17 protein-coding genes are annotated in these 17,025 nt (G+C 72.0%); 7 read left to right on the forward strand and 10 right to left on the reverse strand.

Annotation, left to right across the window (positions count from 1 at the left end):
• Positions 1-248: 248 nt before the first annotated feature.
• The 9 genes from GGD88_RS01030 to GGD88_RS01070 all read right to left on the reverse strand — a co-directional run bounded on the left by GGD88_RS01030 (position 249) and on the right by GGD88_RS01070 (position 6,834).
• A complete protein-coding gene (locus GGD88_RS01030) occupies positions 249-629 on the reverse strand; it encodes a hypothetical protein (RefSeq protein ID WP_184430988.1) in 381 nt (126 codons plus the stop codon).
• On the reverse strand, positions 626-1,210 hold the full coding sequence (locus tag GGD88_RS01035; protein ID WP_184430989.1) for a hypothetical protein: 585 nt from the start codon (positions 1,208-1,210) through the stop codon (positions 626-628). The genes GGD88_RS01030 and GGD88_RS01035 overlap by 4 nt, the downstream gene beginning before the upstream one ends.
• A 12-nt stretch (positions 1,211-1,222) precedes the next feature.
• Positions 1,223-2,161, reverse strand: a complete 939-nt coding sequence (locus GGD88_RS01040) for an AAA family ATPase (protein ID WP_221236941.1) — start codon at positions 2,159-2,161, stop codon at positions 1,223-1,225.
• Positions 2,162-2,240: 79 nt separating this feature from the next.
• Positions 2,241-4,220, reverse strand: a complete 1,980-nt coding sequence (locus GGD88_RS01045) for a transposase domain-containing protein (RefSeq protein ID WP_184430991.1) — start codon at positions 4,218-4,220, stop codon at positions 2,241-2,243.
• Entirely contained in the window at positions 4,217-4,696 is a 480-nt protein-coding gene (locus GGD88_RS01050) for a DNA transposition protein (protein WP_184430992.1), read from the reverse strand. Before GGD88_RS01050 ends, GGD88_RS01045 begins: the two co-directional genes overlap by 4 nt.
• Positions 4,697-4,700: 4 nt before the next feature.
• The gene (locus tag GGD88_RS01055) at positions 4,701-4,871 is read right to left on the reverse strand and encodes a hypothetical protein (RefSeq protein WP_184430993.1); all 171 of its coding nucleotides are present in this window, start codon (positions 4,869-4,871) and stop codon (positions 4,701-4,703) included.
• Between the two features lie 46 nt (positions 4,872-4,917).
• A complete protein-coding gene (locus tag GGD88_RS01060) occupies positions 4,918-5,871 on the reverse strand; it encodes a ParB/RepB/Spo0J family partition protein (RefSeq protein WP_184430994.1) in 954 nt (317 codons plus the stop codon).
• Complete coding sequence (locus tag GGD88_RS01065) at positions 5,871-6,536, reverse strand: hypothetical protein (protein WP_184430995.1); 666 nt, start codon at positions 6,534-6,536, stop codon at positions 5,871-5,873. Before GGD88_RS01065 ends, GGD88_RS01060 begins: the two co-directional genes overlap by 1 nt.
• Before the next feature lies 1 nt (position 6,537).
• Positions 6,538-6,834: a helix-turn-helix domain-containing protein gene (locus GGD88_RS01070; RefSeq protein WP_184430996.1), complete on the reverse strand. Its 297-nt coding sequence runs from the start codon at positions 6,832-6,834 to the stop codon at positions 6,538-6,540.
• 174 nt (positions 6,835-7,008) lie between these two features.
• On the opposite strand from GGD88_RS01070, the gene GGD88_RS01075 reads away from it, so the two are divergent.
• The 4 genes from GGD88_RS01075 (at position 7,009) to GGD88_RS01090 (ending at position 11,269) form a co-directional block, all read left to right on the forward strand.
• Positions 7,009-7,674 carry a helix-turn-helix domain-containing protein gene (locus GGD88_RS01075; protein WP_184430997.1) on the forward strand — a complete coding sequence of 222 codons (666 nt, stop codon included), beginning with the start codon at positions 7,009-7,011 and terminating at the stop codon, positions 7,672-7,674.
• A 700-nt stretch (positions 7,675-8,374) separates the two neighbouring features.
• On the forward strand, positions 8,375-10,153 hold the full coding sequence (gene nifA / locus GGD88_RS01080; protein WP_184430998.1) for a nif-specific transcriptional activator NifA: 1,779 nt from the start codon (positions 8,375-8,377) through the stop codon (positions 10,151-10,153).
• A gap of 114 nt (positions 10,154-10,267) precedes the next feature.
• The gene (locus tag GGD88_RS01085) at positions 10,268-10,624 is read left to right on the forward strand and encodes an Mpo1-like protein (protein WP_184430999.1); all 357 of its coding nucleotides are present in this window, start codon (positions 10,268-10,270) and stop codon (positions 10,622-10,624) included.
• Positions 10,625-10,627: 3 nt separating this feature from the next.
• Positions 10,628-11,269, forward strand: coding sequence for an NAD(P)-dependent oxidoreductase (locus GGD88_RS01090; RefSeq protein WP_184431000.1), 642 nt, complete (start codon positions 10,628-10,630; stop codon positions 11,267-11,269).
• A gap of 43 nt (positions 11,270-11,312) precedes the next feature.
• On the opposite strand, the gene GGD88_RS01095 is transcribed toward GGD88_RS01090, so the two are convergent.
• Positions 11,313-12,896, reverse strand: a complete 1,584-nt coding sequence (locus GGD88_RS01095) for an alpha/beta hydrolase (RefSeq protein WP_184431001.1) — start codon at positions 12,894-12,896, stop codon at positions 11,313-11,315.
• Between the two features lie 167 nt (positions 12,897-13,063).
• On the opposite strand from GGD88_RS01095, the gene GGD88_RS01100 reads away from it, so the two are divergent.
• The 3 genes from GGD88_RS01100 to GGD88_RS01110 all read left to right on the forward strand — a co-directional run bounded on the left by GGD88_RS01100 (position 13,064) and on the right by GGD88_RS01110 (position 17,018).
• A complete protein-coding gene (locus GGD88_RS01100) occupies positions 13,064-13,723 on the forward strand; it encodes a YiaD family glycine zipper/OmpA-like lipoprotein (protein WP_184431002.1) in 660 nt (219 codons plus the stop codon).
• 201 nt (positions 13,724-13,924) lie between these two features.
• Positions 13,925-15,745 (forward strand): hypothetical protein, encoded by a 1,821-nt coding sequence (locus GGD88_RS01105; protein ID WP_184431003.1) that lies wholly within the window; start codon positions 13,925-13,927, stop codon positions 15,743-15,745.
• A 139-nt stretch (positions 15,746-15,884) separates the two neighbouring features.
• Positions 15,885-17,018, forward strand: a complete 1,134-nt coding sequence (locus GGD88_RS01110) for a RuBisCO large subunit C-terminal-like domain-containing protein (protein WP_184431004.1) — start codon at positions 15,885-15,887, stop codon at positions 17,016-17,018.
• Positions 17,019-17,025: the final 7 nt, after the last annotated feature.

Genomic DNA, 17,025 nt, shown 5'->3' on the forward strand with positions numbered 1-17,025 from the left:
CTCGTCCGCCAGCTTGCCGTGGGCCTCGCTGTAGCTCTTGGCGAGGGCTTCGATATCGCCGAGGCTCGGCATGTCTCAGATCCTCCTGAAAAGGCGATGGAACAGGGCTCGAAGGGTGTTCGGCCGCCGCCGCACCGGCGCCGCGCGGAGGCTGCCGGCGGCGATCAGGCGGACCGTCAGGGCAGCGGGATCGCGGACGTCGACCACGATGTGACGCGGCCGGACGCGATGGAGGCGTCGGGCGGCGGTCACGGCCCGGGCTCCGGCTGCACGAGCGCCAGCAGCCCGGCGGTGACCGCCATGAGCTGTACGCCGACCGGTTCGCGCACCTCGGCGCCGGCGGCGATGGCCTCGGCGATGCGGATGGCGTGGCCCAGGGCCTCGCCGCCCACCGCGCACCAGCCGGCGTCCGTGCGCTCCACGATCAGCGAGACCAGCTCGCCCTCGGGGTGGCGGGCGTGCGGCGTGGGCACGCGGACGGCCCACACCTGCCGGCCGCCGCGCAGCTCCCGCGCCGTCTTGAGGCGGCCGCGCAGGGCGCGGCCTGGCGCCTGGCCCGGCAGGCGGATGACCACCGCGGCCTCGAACGGCGGCCGGGCCGGCGGCGGGTGGGCGGCCGGGGCGGTCATGCCGCGCCGTCCCGGGCATCGGCGCCCTCGGGCCGATCGTGGTCAGCCGGGGTGGGCATCGGGCACTGGCAGTGCGGGCACAGGGCCGCGCCGTCCGGCACCGGCCCCCCGCAGTCGGGGCAGGCGGTGGGGTCCCCGCGATGGGTGCGGCGCGCCTGATCCATGGCCCTCACCACCTCGCCGTCGGTGATCCGGGTCTGCGCCCGCCGCTGCGCCTCCGACAAGTCGACGACGGGAATGACGTCGCAGCCGCTGTCCCGCGGCGGCACCAGCCCGGCCTCGACCCGCGCCAGGCGCGCCGCCAGGCCGGCGCAGTCGGCCCGGGTCAGGGGCAGCGTCTCGCCGGTGGCCGTGGCCTCCAGCTCGGCGCGCACGGCACCCACCGTCCGGGCCATCAGCCGGTCGATGGCGCGGATACCGTCGACCGGCGCGCCGGCGCATTCGAGACCCTCCGCCTGGCGGACGGCGTTCGCCACCACGCGGTCCCAGTCGGCGAGCCGGCTCGCGTCGGGTCGCGGCAGATCGCCGCGGATCGTCGCGCACAGCACGTGGTGGAGGCTCCTCAGGTCATCGCTCAGCATGGCGGCCCTCCCTCAGCTCGATGTGGACAGCCGCGACCAGGCGGCCTTGTAGTGGGTGATGTCGGGGGTCTCGGCGCCGGCACCGGTGGCCAGCATCGCCGCCACGCGCATGGTCTTGACCATGCCGCGCAGGGCGCCGGGTTTGGCGGCGACCCGCGCCAGGAAATCCCGGCTGTCCTTGGCCTCAATCCCCCACGCATCCAGAAGGGCTGTGGCGTCGCCAGCCCGGGGCTTGGCCTGGACCATCCGCATCCCGACGCGACTGAAGAGCTGGGCGAACTCGGCCGCGCGGCCCTGGCCTTCCAGGCGCGTGTAGACCGTTTCATTTCCGAGCAGCACGAGACCGCATCCGGTCCTGTCATGGATGGACCGCAGCGCATCCAGCGCGTTCGGCTGCAGGTGTTGGGCCTCGTCGATGATCAGCAGGCCATTCTTGCCGGCCACGTAGGACGAGATCGCGCGCGCATACCCCTGCGGGGACCGTTCGGTGAGCCCAAGGGCAATGGCGATCTCGCCCAGCGCGGTCGAGACCACGCGCGTCGTCGGGTCCATGGTCGCCAGCCAGGCGTTCGGGGTGGCCTCGGCGTACCGGCGAGCCGTGGTGGTCTTGCCGCAGCCCGCGCCCATGGCCACGACCGCGATATCCGGCGCGATGTGCGCATACTGGATCGTCTGCAAAATCGCGGCGGCGCTCTCCGTCTGGACCCACCCGATGTCGCGCGGCAGCACGGCCGAGGCGGTGCGGCGCTCCTCGCGCGCCGCCAGCCAGCGCTCGACCTTGGCCGCCATCTTGGCGTTGTCGCCTTGGTAGGCGTTGGAAAGCCACGCCGAAAAGCTGCTGTAGCCGATGTCCGCTTCGGTCGCGGCGGTTTTCTGGCTGATCGCTTCGTTGGCCAGGAGCGCCTTGACGCGCTCGCGCAGGGCTTCCTGCACGTCCGTCTCGTGTTGCATGATGTCGCCGTCCCTCATATCCTTGTCTCCGTTGCATATCCGTCCCGAGGGGCGTGTCCGGTGGCACCCGGCGCGCCCCTCACTCGTTCTGTGCCCGCCAGTCGGCGAGCGCAGTCACCCCCGCCGCGAAGGCGCGGTCGAAGTCCGCGCCCGTCGCCGCCTGGGTGTCCTCGTCCGCCGGGGCGGGCGCCGCCCGCGCGACGGTGTTTCCGATGATCCTGATGACCTTGGCGTCCGGGTCCGGCGTCTCGTCCGGCGCTGGCAGCGCCGCCGCCACCTGGGCGGCCGTCATGCGCTTCTCGGCCTCGGCCATCTCCTTGACCGCCCGCCTGAACCGACCTTCATCGGCCTTTTGCCGCTTGACCGCTTCGGTGTCCGCATACCCGCTGTCATCGCGGCACTCGGCCTCGCAGACGGCCGTGCCGTCCAGCAGCGAGACATGAACGGGCTGGTGCAGGGCCTCGGGATCGAACCGCGCGATCACCTTCCGCCCGACCAGCCGGGCCAGCTCGGGCGCCCAGTACCGGTTGCCGAACAGTTCGATCCGACCGTCAGGCACCCGGCAGGTGACGCCCTCGGCGGCCAGCAGCCACAGGCGGCGCATCTCCGGCGAGGCTCGGCGGATGATGGTGTCCTCGGCCTCGTAGCTGGCCTGGAACGTCTCGTCGAAGCTCCGCCCCCGGCAGGCCGCCGCCTTGCGCCCGGGCCGCGCGTTGTGATGACGGATTTCCCGGTCCACGATGGCGATGAACTGGTCGATGGGCACGGCACGCTGGCCGTAGGTGTGCGGCTTGTGCTCGGGGCTCCGCCCGGTGTAGGCGCCGCTGCAGTCCGGCCCCTTGGCCACGTACTCCGCCATGTCGCGGAACGCCCGCTCGATCGGCTTCGACTGCCCGTGATAGGGCTCGGTGAAGTGCACCTCGCAGCCGCATTGCCGGAACAGCCCGACCGGATCGTCATCCCGCACCTTCCAGCGGAAGCGGTTCGGGGTGCCCCCGGTCAGCCACTTGCTTGACGCGGCGCGCGTGTTGTCCAGCCAGACGTGCTCGGGCAGGCCGTAGTCCTCGACCAGGTCCCCGAAGGCCAGCCGGAAGGCGGTCGCGTTCTCGCTGCGGTCGATCCGCCAGCTCAGCACCTTGCCCGAGAACAGATCCTGGAAGGTGACCATCATGGGCCGGGAGACGGTGCCGTCCGCCCATTCCACGAACACGTCAAAACGGTGGCCGTCGAAGTTCACGGCCTCCAGGGCCTTGAAGGCACTGCGGTCGCGGCGCTGGGCCGGGAACCGGCGCATCAGCGCCTCCCGCCCCTCGCGGAACCAGCACACCAGCAGCGGATCCAGGTCCGCCAGCCGGCGTTGAAGGGTGCGGGTGCTGGGCAGGGACCAGCCGCGGGCGGCGGCGACCCGGCGCAGGCGCTCGATACAGGCATCCACCGCCGGCTTCTCGGCCCGCAGGTAGTCCGCCTTCAGCATCGCCCACGCCTCGGGCTCCAGATCCGTCGTCGTCACCCGCCCGGACCGCTGGTCCACCAACATGGGCAGGCGGTGCTCACGCGGCGTGTTCCAGGTGCGCTTCTCAAAATTGAAGTAGCTGCGCGCGCTGATCCCCGCCGGCGCCGCCACCAGTTCGACGGCGGCCGTCTTGCTCATGCCGCCGCGCACCAGGGTCTCGACCTGATCGATCAGCGCCAGACGCTGGCGGGCCGTCTCCCGGCGGCTCTCGGGCAGGGCCTCGAAGCGCGCCCACATCTCGCGCCACTTCGGATCATCGTTCGCGGCCTCCGGCGCTTCGGCGGCGGCTGCCGGTGTTCCCTGGCGCCGCAGGAACGCCGCGCGCGCCCGGGCCGGCAGAGCGCTGATGTGGTACTCCACACCGCCGCCCTTGCCGCGCCGCCGCCGCCACACGCCGGACGAGCGTCCCTCCGACCACTGGCGATCGGGGGATTGCCACTCCTTGCGCGCCCGCCGCACCACGGCCTCGCGGGTCTTGGGCAGCCCGGGCAAGGACAGTTCGGCGATCTCGGCGGCGGTCAGCCAATGTTCGGTCGCCGTCGTCATCGGCCGGCCCTCCGCGCCATGCGCCGCGCCAGCTCATACGCACGGTCCACCTCGGCCTTGACATCCGCCAGTTGCCCCACCTCGATCCACGGCTTGAAGTGCTGATCGACGCAATCCCGGCCCACCTCTTCGGCGCCGAGCTGCATGAGGCGCGCGTCACCGGTGACCTTGCACAGCGCGATCTGCCGGTGCGCGGGGATCGTGTGGCCCTCGCTGCCCTGGCTGGCGTATTTGTCCAGCATATCCTTGCTGACCCTCTCACCCAGGTATGTGCTCATCGCCTGGGCGATCTCTTCGCGGGGCCGTCCGCACTCCTTCAGGGTCGCCGACACCGCCAGCGCGATCCGATCTCGCAGGTTCGCCGCCTGTGTCGTCGCCGGCGCGAACCGTTCCACCGGGTCGCGCGGCTGCCAGTCCGCCAGCAGGTCGAGCGTGTGGTGGTCGGCGGGATCCCGGCCCGAGCGGCGGCGGCCCATGGCCTCAGCCCTCCGCCGGGCCGGCGCCGAGGCGCTGTACAAAGACGCGGGCCGGTGCCGCAGGAACGGTGACGTCGCTCACCCATTGGCGAGCCATGGTCAGCCCCTGGCCATCGGGCTCCGACCCGACCTGCACATGAAGCCCGTCCGGCGTGGACAGGAGGGGCAGGCTCACGATTGAGCCGTCGCTGAAATTGACGATCAGGGACGGGCCGTCGGCATTAGGCCGCATCGTCGCCTCCCGCGTCCGCATCGGCCCGCAGGGCCTTTTCCGCCTTGACGCCGATCTGCGTTTTCAGCGCGCCGATCTGCGCGAGATGGGCGACGAAGTCCCGCTGGGCGCGCTTGTCGGCGCGGCTCCACGCCGACATCAGCTTCTGAAGCCCGCCGTCGTCCGGCGCGTCCTGCGGCCCCTCGCCCTTGCGCGCCCGCAGCGCCGCGCCCAGGTCGGGCCGGTCATCCGGCCCGGCGCCATCCAGCAGGCCCTCGACCACGGCGATCTGTTCGGCATGAGGCAGCTTCGACAGGGCGTACAGCTCGCCCTCGCGCCAGTGCGCCCACCGCTGCATGCGGCGACGGACGTCCGGCGCCAATCCGCCGGCCACCTGTACGGCACGGAAAATGGTGCGTTCGCTCAAACCGATGCGTTCGCGGACCTCGCGCGCGAAACCGATGGCCGGGCCACCGTCTGCAACTGCAATTTTTGCAGTTGCATCATTTTTGTGCAGCTTGGCGGCGGCGCCGGCCGCACCCTGAACGGCCTCCGGGTGCAGGGCTTCATAGACGGCCTTGCGCTCGGCCAGGAACACTGCCCGGTCCAGAGGCTCCAGGCCGCGCCGGCACAGGTTCTCGTCGATCTCCACCAGGCGCGCCTGCAGATTGTCCATCTCGACGACGACGACCGGGATGTCGCTCCATCCCAGGATCTCGGTCATGGCATGGTGCCGGTGCGCCCCGGCGACCAGGGTGAAGCCGCTCGTGTCCGGCCGCACCACCGGCGGCTCGACAAGGCCCTGTTGCCGGATGCTCTCGGCCAGGGTCGCGGCCCACGCCTCGTCGATCACCCGCAGCCGGTCGGTCACCCGAATGCTGGTGCGGGGCACCACCCGCCGCTCGCCCTGCCACGCGCCGGCCGGTGCTGCGGCCTCTGGCGCGGCCTCCTTGCGCGGCGCCATTACGCCCGCCCTCCGGCCAGACCGCGCGCCCCATCCAGGCGCTGCCAGAACCTCCAAATGGCCGTGCGGCTGGGTGTCCGCGCCGCGCCGAACCGCTCCAGGCATTCCGCACGCGCGCGGTTGATGGTCGTCTGGCGGTGCTTCTCGATCAGGAACGCCCGCACCTCCCGGTCGTGCCAGAAGCGCGGTCGTGTCCCGTCCGACCAGATCGGCAGATAGGTGACGCGATCCTCCAGCCGGCTGTCGTCCATGCCCAACGCGCGTTCGACTGCGTCCAGCCGGGCGCACATCGCGGCCCAGGGGTCCGGGACTTGGGGCGGCGGCGGTGGAGCCATGCCCCGCCGCCACGCCATGAAGACCGTGATCACCTCCTCGCGGACGTCGGCGGCCCGGTCGGTGCGGGCGAACATGCACAGCAGCAGCGCCTGCCCCTCGTTGAGGAAATACTCGTCGATTTCGTGGGTGCCGCCGTTCCAACGGAGTTGCGCCCCACGGTGGGGCGCAAGGTCTCCGTACCGGTGAAACTCCGACAGGTTCCGCTGGATCAACTCCCGGATTTTGCGTGGACGCCGAAACCCGAGCCGTTCCGCCAGCCGCAAATCATGGATGCGCGGCTCGTTTTCCATCACGGACAGGTCGTCCGCACTCAAAACCTGGCTGCCCATGTCAAGCTGCCCTCTCGTTTTTGACTGCACGTCGCGTGCGTTCGTCTGTAGTGTGGTCCTTGCGGCGTCGGTCGATCCGCGTGCCGTCGGGCAACCAGCGGTCCGGCCACAGCTCGTGGAGGGGCACGCCCAGAAACGCGGCGATGGCCCGCTCGGCGGACTGGCTTTTGAGGACCAACGCGTTGCGGCAGGCCGGCTCCGCAAGGCCGGCGTTGATCGAGATGGCGCCCAGGGTTGACCCCCGGCGCTTCACCTCGGCCGCGATCCGATAGCGATCCCAGGGCTCGCTCGACGTCATGCTCTCCTCCGCTCCGGGCACCGGGTGGCTACCCGGTGTCAAAAACCTACCTTCGAAATGACAGTACCCCAGTATTCTGGGGTCGATCAAGCAAAAAGCTGGAATCTTATGCCAAAGCCCACTGCCAAATCCGAAAAACCTCGCGCCAAACCATGCCAAGAAATTGCTGGGCGCGTGCGGACTTTGGCGGATCGCTTTCCAAATAGAGCAGCCGCCGCCGAAAAAGCTGGTATATCGGTATCGACCCTACAAAACTGGATCGACGGCAAATACGCGCCATCGTTCGAGTCCATCGCGCATTTGGCGCAAGCGGCGGGTATTCGGGTCGAGTGGATCGCGACTGGTCGGGGGCCAATGGAAGCCGACGTTTCGTCCGCCAGGCAGCAGCAAGCCATGGGGGCGGCGCCGCCCCCAGCCGTCGCGCCGCTCAATGCCGATGAGGACCTGGACGCCCTCGAATCGCGTCTAGATACCGCCGATGCCGAGCAGCTCGAACAGGCCCGGAGAGACCTGCTCGCTATCGCCGGCAACGACCGGCTGTCGCCCGCCACGCGGGCGCGGGCCGATATGCTGCTGGACGTTCGGTTCGGGGACGAGGCGGCCGCGCAAAGGCGGGCGGCGGTCGAGCGCGTCGTCTCCGATGATATCCGCGACCTCGGGCGCCGCCTTCAGGCGTCGGAGAGAGAGGCCGCCTGGCGGCCGCCGCCCCTCGTGCGCGCCATGCTCAAGGAATTGCTTTACAGCCACCCCGGCATCGGTGACGACGAGATCACTTCGCTCCTGCGCGCCATGAAGGCCGAACTGGTTCCCGAACCGCGAGACCCCGCTCAGGGGCCTTAGCGGCCGAAAAACAGGTCACAGTTCGGTGGCGTATAGTATGTGAGGAAGTGCCTGCTAACCGCTTGAAATCACGTAACTGTGATCTGAATTGTGGCAACATTGTGTCATGTCACAGTTCGGCGACCCTCGGACGCCGCATCGACGCCCTTCCGCCGGCCCAAAATATGTTATGAGGTGTTGGCCTAAGAGGCGGTTTTCCGCCGTTTAAGAGGCCTCCCAGGCATCCCTGAAAGGCCCCTCAAACCGGGTCACAGATCTGCAGGATCAAATGTCGGATCGGGGCGCCAGATCACAGATCTGCAGGGTTCACCGGCATGCCGATCGACCCAAATTTTGTTGGTAGGGGTTTGAAATCCCAATATCTTTCGGTATAGCCCCCAAAGTCCCGGTTTCTGCAGGTTCATGTGTCAGACAACAGCCCCCGTTGCCGTTTCGGGGGCCATTTCGGGGGCCGCTTCGGGGACGGCTTCGGGGGCCGCGACCTTCGAAGGGACCCGGAGTCGCCCTGTCCTGCTCCAAAAGACGGAGTCCTGCGTCTCATGCAGTCTGAGGCTGTGCGATGGGACCAACCGGGCCGCGCCCAGGACTAAAAAATGCCTATAACATGAGCAATATAGGGCGATGCCTGCAACGATGATTGATTCTGAGGCATGTTCATCGCATTGTGGTGCGGTGCACACATCATCCGGGAGCGCCGCCCATGGATGCATCACCGTTGCTCGCCGCCCCGCCGCGTCCGTCCACCGATCCCGCGCCCGACGAACGGCGGGAGGAGTCGCGGGCGCTGCTGACGCTGTATGAGATCAGCAAGATTCTCTCGGCCTCGCTGAACCTGGATGCGACGCTGCGCGACGTGCTGAACGTCCTGTCATCCTACCTGGAGATGCGGCGCGGCACCATCACCCTGGCGGGCGAGGAGGGCGAACCGCTGACCGTGGTGGCGGCCGTCGGCCTCTCGCTGTCGGTGGCGCGCGCCGGCGCCGGTGCCTATCCACTGGCGGTGGCGAGCGAGGTCCGGCGGTCCAACGTGCCGCTGGTGGTGCGGCGCATGGCCGACGACTCCCGGTTCTCGGACTATGCCGCCCACGCCGGCGCGCTGGAAACCGACCGGGTCTCGTTCCTGTGCGTGCCGATCCGCGCGGGGGACAGTGCCCTCGGCACGCTGTCGGTGGAGCGCGATCAGACCGCCGCCGCCGGCCGCCCGGTAGACGCGGAGCTCCAGTTCCTGACCATGGTCGGCAACCTGGTGGGGCAGACGGTGCGGCTGCACCGACGCGTCGCCGCCGATCGCCGCACCCTGCTGGCCGACGCCGCCCGGGCGCAGAAGCAGGCGCGCGCCCGCCAGGGCGGCGAGGCCGGGCGCGGCCCCCGCTTCGGCGACATCGTCGGCCGCGGCGCCGCCATGACCGCGGTGCTGGACCAGGTGCGCCACGTGGCGCGCACCCGCGCCCCCGTCATGCTGCGGGGCGAGAGCGGCACCGGCAAGGAGATGATCGCGCGCGCCATCCACCGCGTCAGCCCGCGCGCCGACAAGGCCTTCGTGTGCGTCAACTGTGCCGCCCTGCCGGACACCCTGCTGGAGGCGGAGCTGTTCGGCCACGACAAGGGCGCCTTCACCGGTGCCGGCGGCGAGCGCAAGGGCCGCTTCGAGGCCGCCGACGGCGGCACCCTGTTCCTGGACGAGATCGGCGAGATCTCCCCCGCCTTCCAGGTCAAGCTGCTGCGGGTGTTGCAGGAAGGCCAGTTCGAACGCCTGGGGTCGTCGCGCACCCGCACCGTCGACGTGCGCATCATCGCCGCCACCAACCGCAACCTGGAGGACGCGGTGGCGCGCGGCGAGTTCCGCGCCGACCTGTATTACCGGATCAACGTCGTCACCCTGGTGATGCCGCCGCTGCGCGACCGGCGCGAGGACATCGAGCCGCTGGCGCGCCACTTCCTCGACCGCTTCAACGCCGAGAACGGCGACAACCTGGGCTTCGCGCCTGATGCCCTGGAGCTGCTGCGCGGCTGCGCCTTTCCCGGCAACGTGCGCGAGCTGGAGAACTGCATCACCCGCGTCGCCACCATGGTGCGTGGCGATGTCATCCGCGCCGAGGACTTCTCCTGCCGCGAGGCCGGCTGCCTGTCGTCGGTGCTGTGGCGCGAGACCGAGGGGCCGACCCGCGCCGTGGGGGGGCTGGCCGCCCCCACCGCCTTGCGGGCGGACGGCGGCGGGGCATGCGCCCGCGCCGGGGCAGCGGTGCCGCCGCGCGCGCCCGAGCGGGACGACGCCGGCGCCGACACTGACGCCGACGTCGACGAGGGGAGCGGCGAGGGTGGCGGCGCCAGCGGCCGCCTCCCGGACCGCGAGCGTCTGGTCGCCGCCATGGAGCGCAGCGGCTGGGTGCAGGCCAAGGCGGCCCGCCTGCTGGGCCTGACGCCGCGCCAGGTGGGCTACGCCCTGCGCCGCCACGGCGTCGAGATCAAGCGGCTCTGAGATGGTCCGGCGACGCCACCTTTCCCGGCGCCCTCCGAACCCCCACATGCCTGCCAACGGCCCGGGTCCAGCGGACCAGGGCCGTTCGGATCCGGCACAGGGCAGGGGGCGGTCATGCGGGATCGCGACCGGACCTTCGACAGCTTCGAGGCGTTCTGGCCCTTCTATCTCTCCCAGCACGCGCGGCCGGGGACGCGCCGGCTGCACCTGATCGGCACCGCGGTGGCGGTGTACTTCCTGGCGCGGGCCCTGATCGCCCTGGAGCCGGTCTCGCTGGGGCTGGCCGTCGTGGCGGGCTACGGCTTTGCCTGGCTCGGGCACGCCGCCGTCGAGCGCAACCGCCCGGCCACCTTCAGCTATCCGCTGTGGTCGCTGGCCGGGGACTTCCGCATGTTCTTCCTGTGGTGTGCCGGCCGCCTGGACAGCGAGGTGCGGGCCGCCGGCGGCGCCCGCGTCGCGGACGGAGGATAGAGGATGGCTCATGTCCTGGTGATCGGCGGCAGTCGCGGCATCGGCCTGGAGGCCGTCCGACAGGCGCTGGAGGCCGGGCACCGCGTGCGCGTGCTGGCCCGGACGGCGCGGCGCATCCCGGTGCGGCATCCGAACCTGGAGACGATGGCGGGCGATGCGCTCGACCCGGTGACCCTGCGCCGGGCGCTCGACGGCGTGGATGCGGTGATCCTGGCGCTCGGGATCGCGGCCGGGCCTGGCATGGTGCTGCGGCCGGTGACCCTGTTCTCGCGCGCCACCCGGCTGCTGCTGCCGGCGATGCGTGAGGCCGGGGTGCCGCGCCTGATCTGTGTGACCGGGTTCGGCGCCGGCGACAGCCGCGACCGTGGCGGCTGCCTGCACCGGCTGGCGTTCGCGGTGTTCCTCAAGCGGGCCTACGACGACAAGGACATCCAGGAGCAGTTGATCCGTGACAGCGACCGCGAGTGGGTGATTGCCCGCCCCGGCATTCTCACCGATGGCCGCCGGACCGGGCGCTACCGGGTCATGGTCGAGCCGGAGACGTGGCGCCTGGGCACCATCTCGCGGGCCGACGTGGCCGATTTCCTGGTGCGCCAGATCGACCAGGACCGCTACATCGGCACCACGCCGGCGCTGGCGGGCTGAGGCCCGCGCCGGCGGCGGCGCCTCGCCCCGGACGGTCTCCGCCCTACTCTCCGGTCACGATCGGGAACGTGACCGCGACACACCAGGCGAACACGAACGCGCTGGCCAGCCCCGACACCCACGGGTGGTGGGTGCGCCGCCAACTCCAGGTGCTGAACAGCCCGAACACGATGAAGTACAGCACGATCACCGGGAACAGGATGATCAGGAAGAACAGGTTCGACAGGTCGAGCGCGATCGCCGGCACCAGCGACAGCAGGAACAGCGCCTTGGTCGTCGCGTAGCCGCCGCGCGCCCGCGCGGGGCCGCGCGTCAGCCATTCGTCGACCAGGAAGAAGGGCAGGGTACCGAGCATCATCTCCGGCACCAAGAGGGCGCGCTCGGCGGTCGGGATGAACGAGGCCACGAACAGCTCGATGGTGCCGCCCAGCCCGATCATCACGAAGGCCGCGACCATGAGGGTGGCGAGCGCCAGCCGGCCCCAGGCCGTGGGCGGCGGGTCCACGGGCCGGGTGTCGGGGAACCGGCGATGGATCCACCACAGGCCCAGCCCCGTCAGGGCACCGTACAGCGCGAAGTGCATCAGCAGGTAGTCGCCCACCAGCACCGGCAGCCAGTCGGTCGGCAGCGGCCACAGGATCAGCGGGGTGAGGATCGCGGGCGCCACCGCCACCGGCCACAACCGGCGCCAGGGCAGCGCCGCCCCCACCGGCCGCGCCGCCACCACCGGCAGCAGACGCGAGGCCGGCCAGGCCAGCACCACCACCGCCGCCAGCAGCACCAGGATCCACACCCCGCGCGGCGGCGGCACCGTTACCTCTGCACCGGCCCGCCCGAACGCCCGGTCGAGCCACGCCACCGCGGCGGCGATCCCGTCGGTGCTGTACAGCACGCCGATGTGCTCGACCCCCGGCGCGATACGCCATTGCCGCGCCGTGCCCGCCGCGAACGATCCGTAGGTCTGCCCGGGTTCGGCCGTGGTGCCGGGCGGCGCCACCAGGCCCACCACCCGTTGGGCCTCGTCCTTGAGCACCTGGGGCTCCAGGCCGCCGACGATGACCAGGATGTTGGGCGGCACCTCTTCGGTCACGGCGGTGGAGAACATGGAGACCGCCACCAGCCCGGCGTAGGTGTCGTGGTCCGCCCCGGCCTGGCGCACGATGATGTCGGAGGCCATGGAATGCCCGAGCAGGCCGATGCGGTCATGGTCCGGGGCCAGGTCGCGCGCGAACGCCACGATGCCGTCGAGCTGGCGCAGCAGGTAGACCGTGGCGCCGCTCTCCTCCGTCAGGTTGCCGCCCAGCGGGTCCGGGTGGCGGCCGTGTCCGAGCGCGTCGTAGGTCACCGCCACATAGCCGTTGCGCGCCAGCGCCAGGGCGTAGGCCTGCATGAGCTGGCGCGATCCGGCGAACCCGTGCGCCACCACCACCGCCGGCCCCGCGGGGCCGTCGGCCGGGCGGTAGACCGTCACGGGTGTTCGCTCGACGGTGGCGGAGGAGACCGCCACCTCGGTCATGGGCGCGAACAGGCGCCACAGGGCGACCGCGATGGCGAGCAGGGCCACGGCGGCCGTGATGGCCGCGATGGCCGGCACGGCGGCCTGGGCGAGGGAACGGCGCGGCGCCATGGGGCGTTGTCCTCCGGCGGTAACGGGTGCGAGGGGGATGCATGCGTGCAAGACATACGGGCCGGTCCCCTGGCAGGATCGCCGCATTGCGTCAAGACGCCCACGGCGTCACCATCGGCGCCCGAGCGGGCGTGCGTCCGTCCCAATCCCGACCGCGGAGGGTTCCCATGCGTCGATCCATCGTTGCCGCCACCGCCGCCACCGCCGTTGCCGGCCTGGTCCTTGCCGGCTGTGCGAACCAGGGCGGCGGCTATCACACCGCCCAGGGGGCCGGGGTGGGGGCGCTCGGCGGCGCCGCCACCGGGGCCGCCGTGGGGGCCATCGCCGGCGGCGACGTGGCCCGCTCGGCTCTCATCGGCGCCGGCATCGGCGTGCTCGCCGGCGGGGCCGTGGGCGCCTACATGGATTCGCAGGAGCAGGCGCTGCGCGAGGATCTGGCCGGCACCGACGTGCAGGTGCAGCGTCAGGGCGACACCCTGCTGCTCACCATGCCGGCGAACGTGACCTTCGCCTTCGACTCCGCCGATATCAAGCCGGGCTTCCGGGCCCCGCTGTCGCAGGTCGCGCAGACCCTGCGCGACAACCCGCAGACCTACATCCAGGTGCACGGCCACACCGACGCCATCGGCTCCGACGCCTACAACCAGGATCTCTCGGAGCGGCGCGCGCGGTCCGTCGTGGACTTCTTCAAGACCCAGGGCATCCAGCCGGCGCGGTTGTACTGGCAGGGCCACGGCGAGCGCCAGCCGGTCGCGACCAACGAGACCGAGGCCGGCCGCCAGCTGAACCGCCGGGTCGAGTTGCGCATCATCCCGCACACGGCCTGAGGGGACGGGCGGCGCCGCCGGGACCGATCCGGGAGTGGGCCGTTAACGGCTCCTCCACGTTTGGCCCGGCATGCTGTCCGGACCTGAGTCCGGATCCCCACGGTGCGCCGCGCCGGGTCCGGCCGGGCGGGCGTCGTCGGGCGGCGCCGTCACCGGAAGGACCCCGCAGCGGGCGGGGTCACCGCCGCAAGGGGACGCGTCGTGTCGGGACCGCACACCACCATGTTGGGCCAGCAGCTCGCGGCGACCGTGCAGGTCGGCGGGCGCACCGTGGGCCGCGAGGTCCTGGTCGGCATCCACGACGCCAGTCGCAAGACCGGCATGGACTTCGCCTACATGCTGGCCAAGGCCAACCAGGAAAGCGGCCTGCGCCCCGACGCCGTCAACAGCCGCGGCACCGCCAGCGGGCTGTTCCAGTTCACCGAGCAGACCTGGCTCGACACCCTCCGCCGCCACGGCGACAAGCACGGCCTGGGCGAGGTGGCCGAGCGCATCCACACCGGCGTGCGCGGCCGGCTGGTCATCGACGACCCGGAACTGTCCGACCGGGTCATGGCGCTGCGCGCCGATCCGCGCCTGTCGGCCATCATGGCGGCGGAATACGCCGGCCAGAACAAGCACCACCTGGAGCGCGCGCTCGGCCGTCCGGCGCGTGCCGCCGACATCTACCTGGCCCACTTCCTGGGACCGGGCGGGGCGGTGACCTTCCTCACCGCCGCCGCGCGCACCCCGCACCGGCCGGCCGAGGAGGTGCTGCCCGAGGCCGCCGCCAGCAACCCCGGCCTGTTCCGGCAGAACGGCCGCCCGCGCACCCTGCAGGAGATGCGTACGCTGCTGGACGGCACCATCAACGACGCCGTGCGCCGCTTCTCCGGCGTGGCCCGCCTGGCCGAGGCCGGGCCGCCGCCCACCCCGCCCGGCGTCAAGCCGGCGCCGCCGCCGCCGGAGGACATGGGCCGCATCCGGCTGGGGGCGTTGAGCGCGCCGCTGCCGCCCGGCGTGCGGCCGCTGCCGCCGGGGGTCGAGGACATGGGCCGCGACACCGCGGTGGCACAGGCTCCGCTGCCCCCCGGCGATCGCCCGGTGCCGCCGGGCTACGAGGACATGGGCGCCGTCCGTTTCGCCGCGGCCGGGCCGCCGGTCCCGCCGGGGCCGCGCCCGTCCGCGCCGCTCCCGGACGCCCTGGGTCCGGCCGGGCCGACGCTGGTGGCGGAGGGCGACGCCCCCGCCGACTCCGGGACAACGGTCACGGTGGCCGTGATTCCGACCGTGGCCGGCGATGCCCCGCCGCCGGCGGAGATGCCGGCGGCGGCGCCGGTGCGGACCGCCGCGACCGCCGCGACCGCCGCGACCGCCGCGACCGATGCGGCGGGCACCGACGATGCGGATCCGCGGCCGGGCCTGTCGCCGACCGAGGCGGAATCCGCGATCACCGAGATTCTGATGGCCACCCGGGCGGTCGAACAGGCCGGCGCCGCGCGCGGCCTGACCCTGCCCGGTCCGTCGGCGCTGGCGGTGGCGGCGATGCTGGAACGGCCGGTCCCGGAGCGCCCGGCGCGCCCGGAGACCCCTGGTGCGGTGTCCGCCGCGCCCGCCGCCACCACCCCGCCGGCGGCCGATGCGGCCTCCGCGGCGGCGTCCGCTGAGGACGTGGAGGCGCCGCGGGTCACGGTTCGCGACGGGCCGGTGGCGGTGCCGTTCCTGCCGCTGACCCGGGCCGCCCCGGCCGCCTTCGAGGCGGCCGCCGCGACGCCGCTCGCGCCAGCGGTGCCGGACGGGGCGGGCACGGCCCGTGCCGCCGTGCTAGGGGCGGGTGCCCCGCGCAGCGGGGCGGCGGGCGAGACCCGGGTCAGTCTGGCGGTCCCGCCGGGCGCCCCGGCCGAACCGGCCTCGACCGCCGGATCCGAGCCAACGCCCGCGCCGGCGGAGATGGCCGCCCGCGCCGTGCCGGCGGGTTACCTCACCGATGACGAGGCGGCGCGCGCCATCGCCGCCATCCTGGGGCGCGCCCGTTCCGGCTGATCCGGATGATGGGGGCGCGCCGCCGGCGGGTGCGGCCCTGCGCGGCCCTCGCGCGATTTGACCGCGCCGGCGTTTGCGCTACCATGCGCGCCCCCGCCCCGCCCGGAGGGGGGGACCGCCGCACGCACGGGAGCCTGGCATGACCAGCCGCATCATCGTCACCTACCATGTCACCGCCCCGGCCGATGCCATCGAGGCCCGCGCCCGTGGCATCGCCGTCGAACAGTCGGTCGAGATGCCGGTGGAGGCCGTCACCGACCAGCGCGTGCTGGACGAGATCGTCGGCGAGGTCCGCGACATCACCGAGCTGTCGCGTGGTCTGTACGAGGTGACGCTGGGGCTGGCGACCGAGACGGTGGGGCTGGAGGCCGGTCAGCTCCTCAACATGATCTATGGCAACACCTCGATTCAGCCGGACACGGTGCTGGTGGACGCCATCTTCCCGCCCGAGATCCTGGAGGCCTTCGGCGGCCCCCGGCACGGCATCCAGGGCCTGCGCGACCGCGTCGGCGTGCCCGACCGGGCGCTGACCTGCTCGGCGCTGAAGCCTCAGGGGCTGCCGGTGCCCGGGCTGGCGGACCTGGCCTACCGCTTCGCCCTCGGCGGCTTGGACTTCATCAAGGACGACCACGGCCTCGCCAACCAGCACTACAGCCCCTATGCGGAGCGGGTACCGGTGATCGCCGCCGCGGTGCGCCGCGCCAGCGCGGAGACCGGGGTGCCGACGCGCTACATCCCCAGCCTGACCGGCGACCTCGATCAGTTGCGCGAGCAGATGCGGATCGCGCGCGCGGAGGGGCTGGACTGCGTGATGATCCAGCCCATGATCGCGGGCCTGCCCGCCATGCATACCCTGGTGCGCGAGAACCCCGAGGTCGCCTTTTTCACCCACCCGACCATGACCGGGGCGGCGCGCATTGACCCGCCGTTCCTGCATGGCTCGCTGTTCCGCCTGATGGGCGGCGATGCGGTGATCTACACCAACCATGGCGGCCGGTTCGCCTTCACCCGCGAGACCTGCGTCACCCTGGGCCAGCACGCCACCCGGCCGTGGGGCGCGCTCAAGCCGGCCCTGCCGGTGCCGGCCGGCGGCATGACCCTGGACCGGGTGCCGGAGATGATCGAGTGCTACGGCACCGACGTCATGCTGCTGATCGGCGGCGGCCTGCTGCTGGCGCGCGAGCGGCTGGTGGAGGAGACGCGGACCTTCTGCGACCATGTCGCCGCCCTCAGTGCCGACGCAGCGCCGCCCCCGGCGGCCGTGGCCGATTAAGCCTGGA

Origin of the sequence: Roseospira goensis (assembly GCF_014197795.1) — a bacterium.
Lineage (GTDB): Bacteria > Pseudomonadota > Alphaproteobacteria > Rhodospirillales > Rhodospirillaceae > Rhodospira > Rhodospira goensis.

Bases quoted from the DNA above. Each gene is read 5' to 3' on its own strand.
- GGD88_RS01045 (WP_184430991.1), bottom strand. From the start codon at position 4,220: ATGACGACGGCGACCGAACATTGGCTGACCGCCGCCGAGATCGCCGAA.
- GGD88_RS01110 (WP_184431004.1), top strand. From the start codon at position 15,885: ATGACCAGCCGCATCATCGTCACCTACCATGTCACCGCCCCGGCCGAT.
- GGD88_RS01060 (WP_184430994.1), bottom strand. From the start codon at position 5,871: ATGGCGCCGCGCAAGGAGGCCGCGCCAGAGGCCGCAGCACCGGCCGGC.
- GGD88_RS01095 (WP_184431001.1), bottom strand. From the start codon at position 12,896: ATGGCGCCGCGCCGTTCCCTCGCCCAGGCCGCCGTGCCGGCCATCGCG.
- nifA (WP_184430998.1), top strand. From the start codon at position 8,375: ATGGATGCATCACCGTTGCTCGCCGCCCCGCCGCGTCCGTCCACCGAT.
- GGD88_RS01070 (WP_184430996.1), bottom strand. From the start codon at position 6,834: ATGACGTCGAGCGAGCCCTGGGATCGCTATCGGATCGCGGCCGAGGTG.
- GGD88_RS01040 (WP_221236941.1), bottom strand. From the start codon at position 2,161: ATGCAACACGAGACGGACGTGCAGGAAGCCCTGCGCGAGCGCGTCAAG.
- GGD88_RS01100 (WP_184431002.1), top strand. From the start codon at position 13,064: ATGCGTCGATCCATCGTTGCCGCCACCGCCGCCACCGCCGTTGCCGGC.
- GGD88_RS01065 (WP_184430995.1), bottom strand. From the start codon at position 6,536: ATGGGCAGCCAGGTTTTGAGTGCGGACGACCTGTCCGTGATGGAAAAC.
- GGD88_RS01050 (WP_184430992.1), bottom strand. From the start codon at position 4,696: ATGGGCCGCCGCCGCTCGGGCCGGGATCCCGCCGACCACCACACGCTC.
- GGD88_RS01035 (WP_184430989.1), bottom strand. From the start codon at position 1,210: ATGCTGAGCGATGACCTGAGGAGCCTCCACCACGTGCTGTGCGCGACG.
- GGD88_RS01030 (WP_184430988.1), bottom strand. From the start codon at position 629: ATGACCGCCCCGGCCGCCCACCCGCCGCCGGCCCGGCCGCCGTTCGAG.
- GGD88_RS01085 (WP_184430999.1), top strand. From the start codon at position 10,268: ATGCGGGATCGCGACCGGACCTTCGACAGCTTCGAGGCGTTCTGGCCC.
- GGD88_RS01090 (WP_184431000.1), top strand. From the start codon at position 10,628: ATGGCTCATGTCCTGGTGATCGGCGGCAGTCGCGGCATCGGCCTGGAG.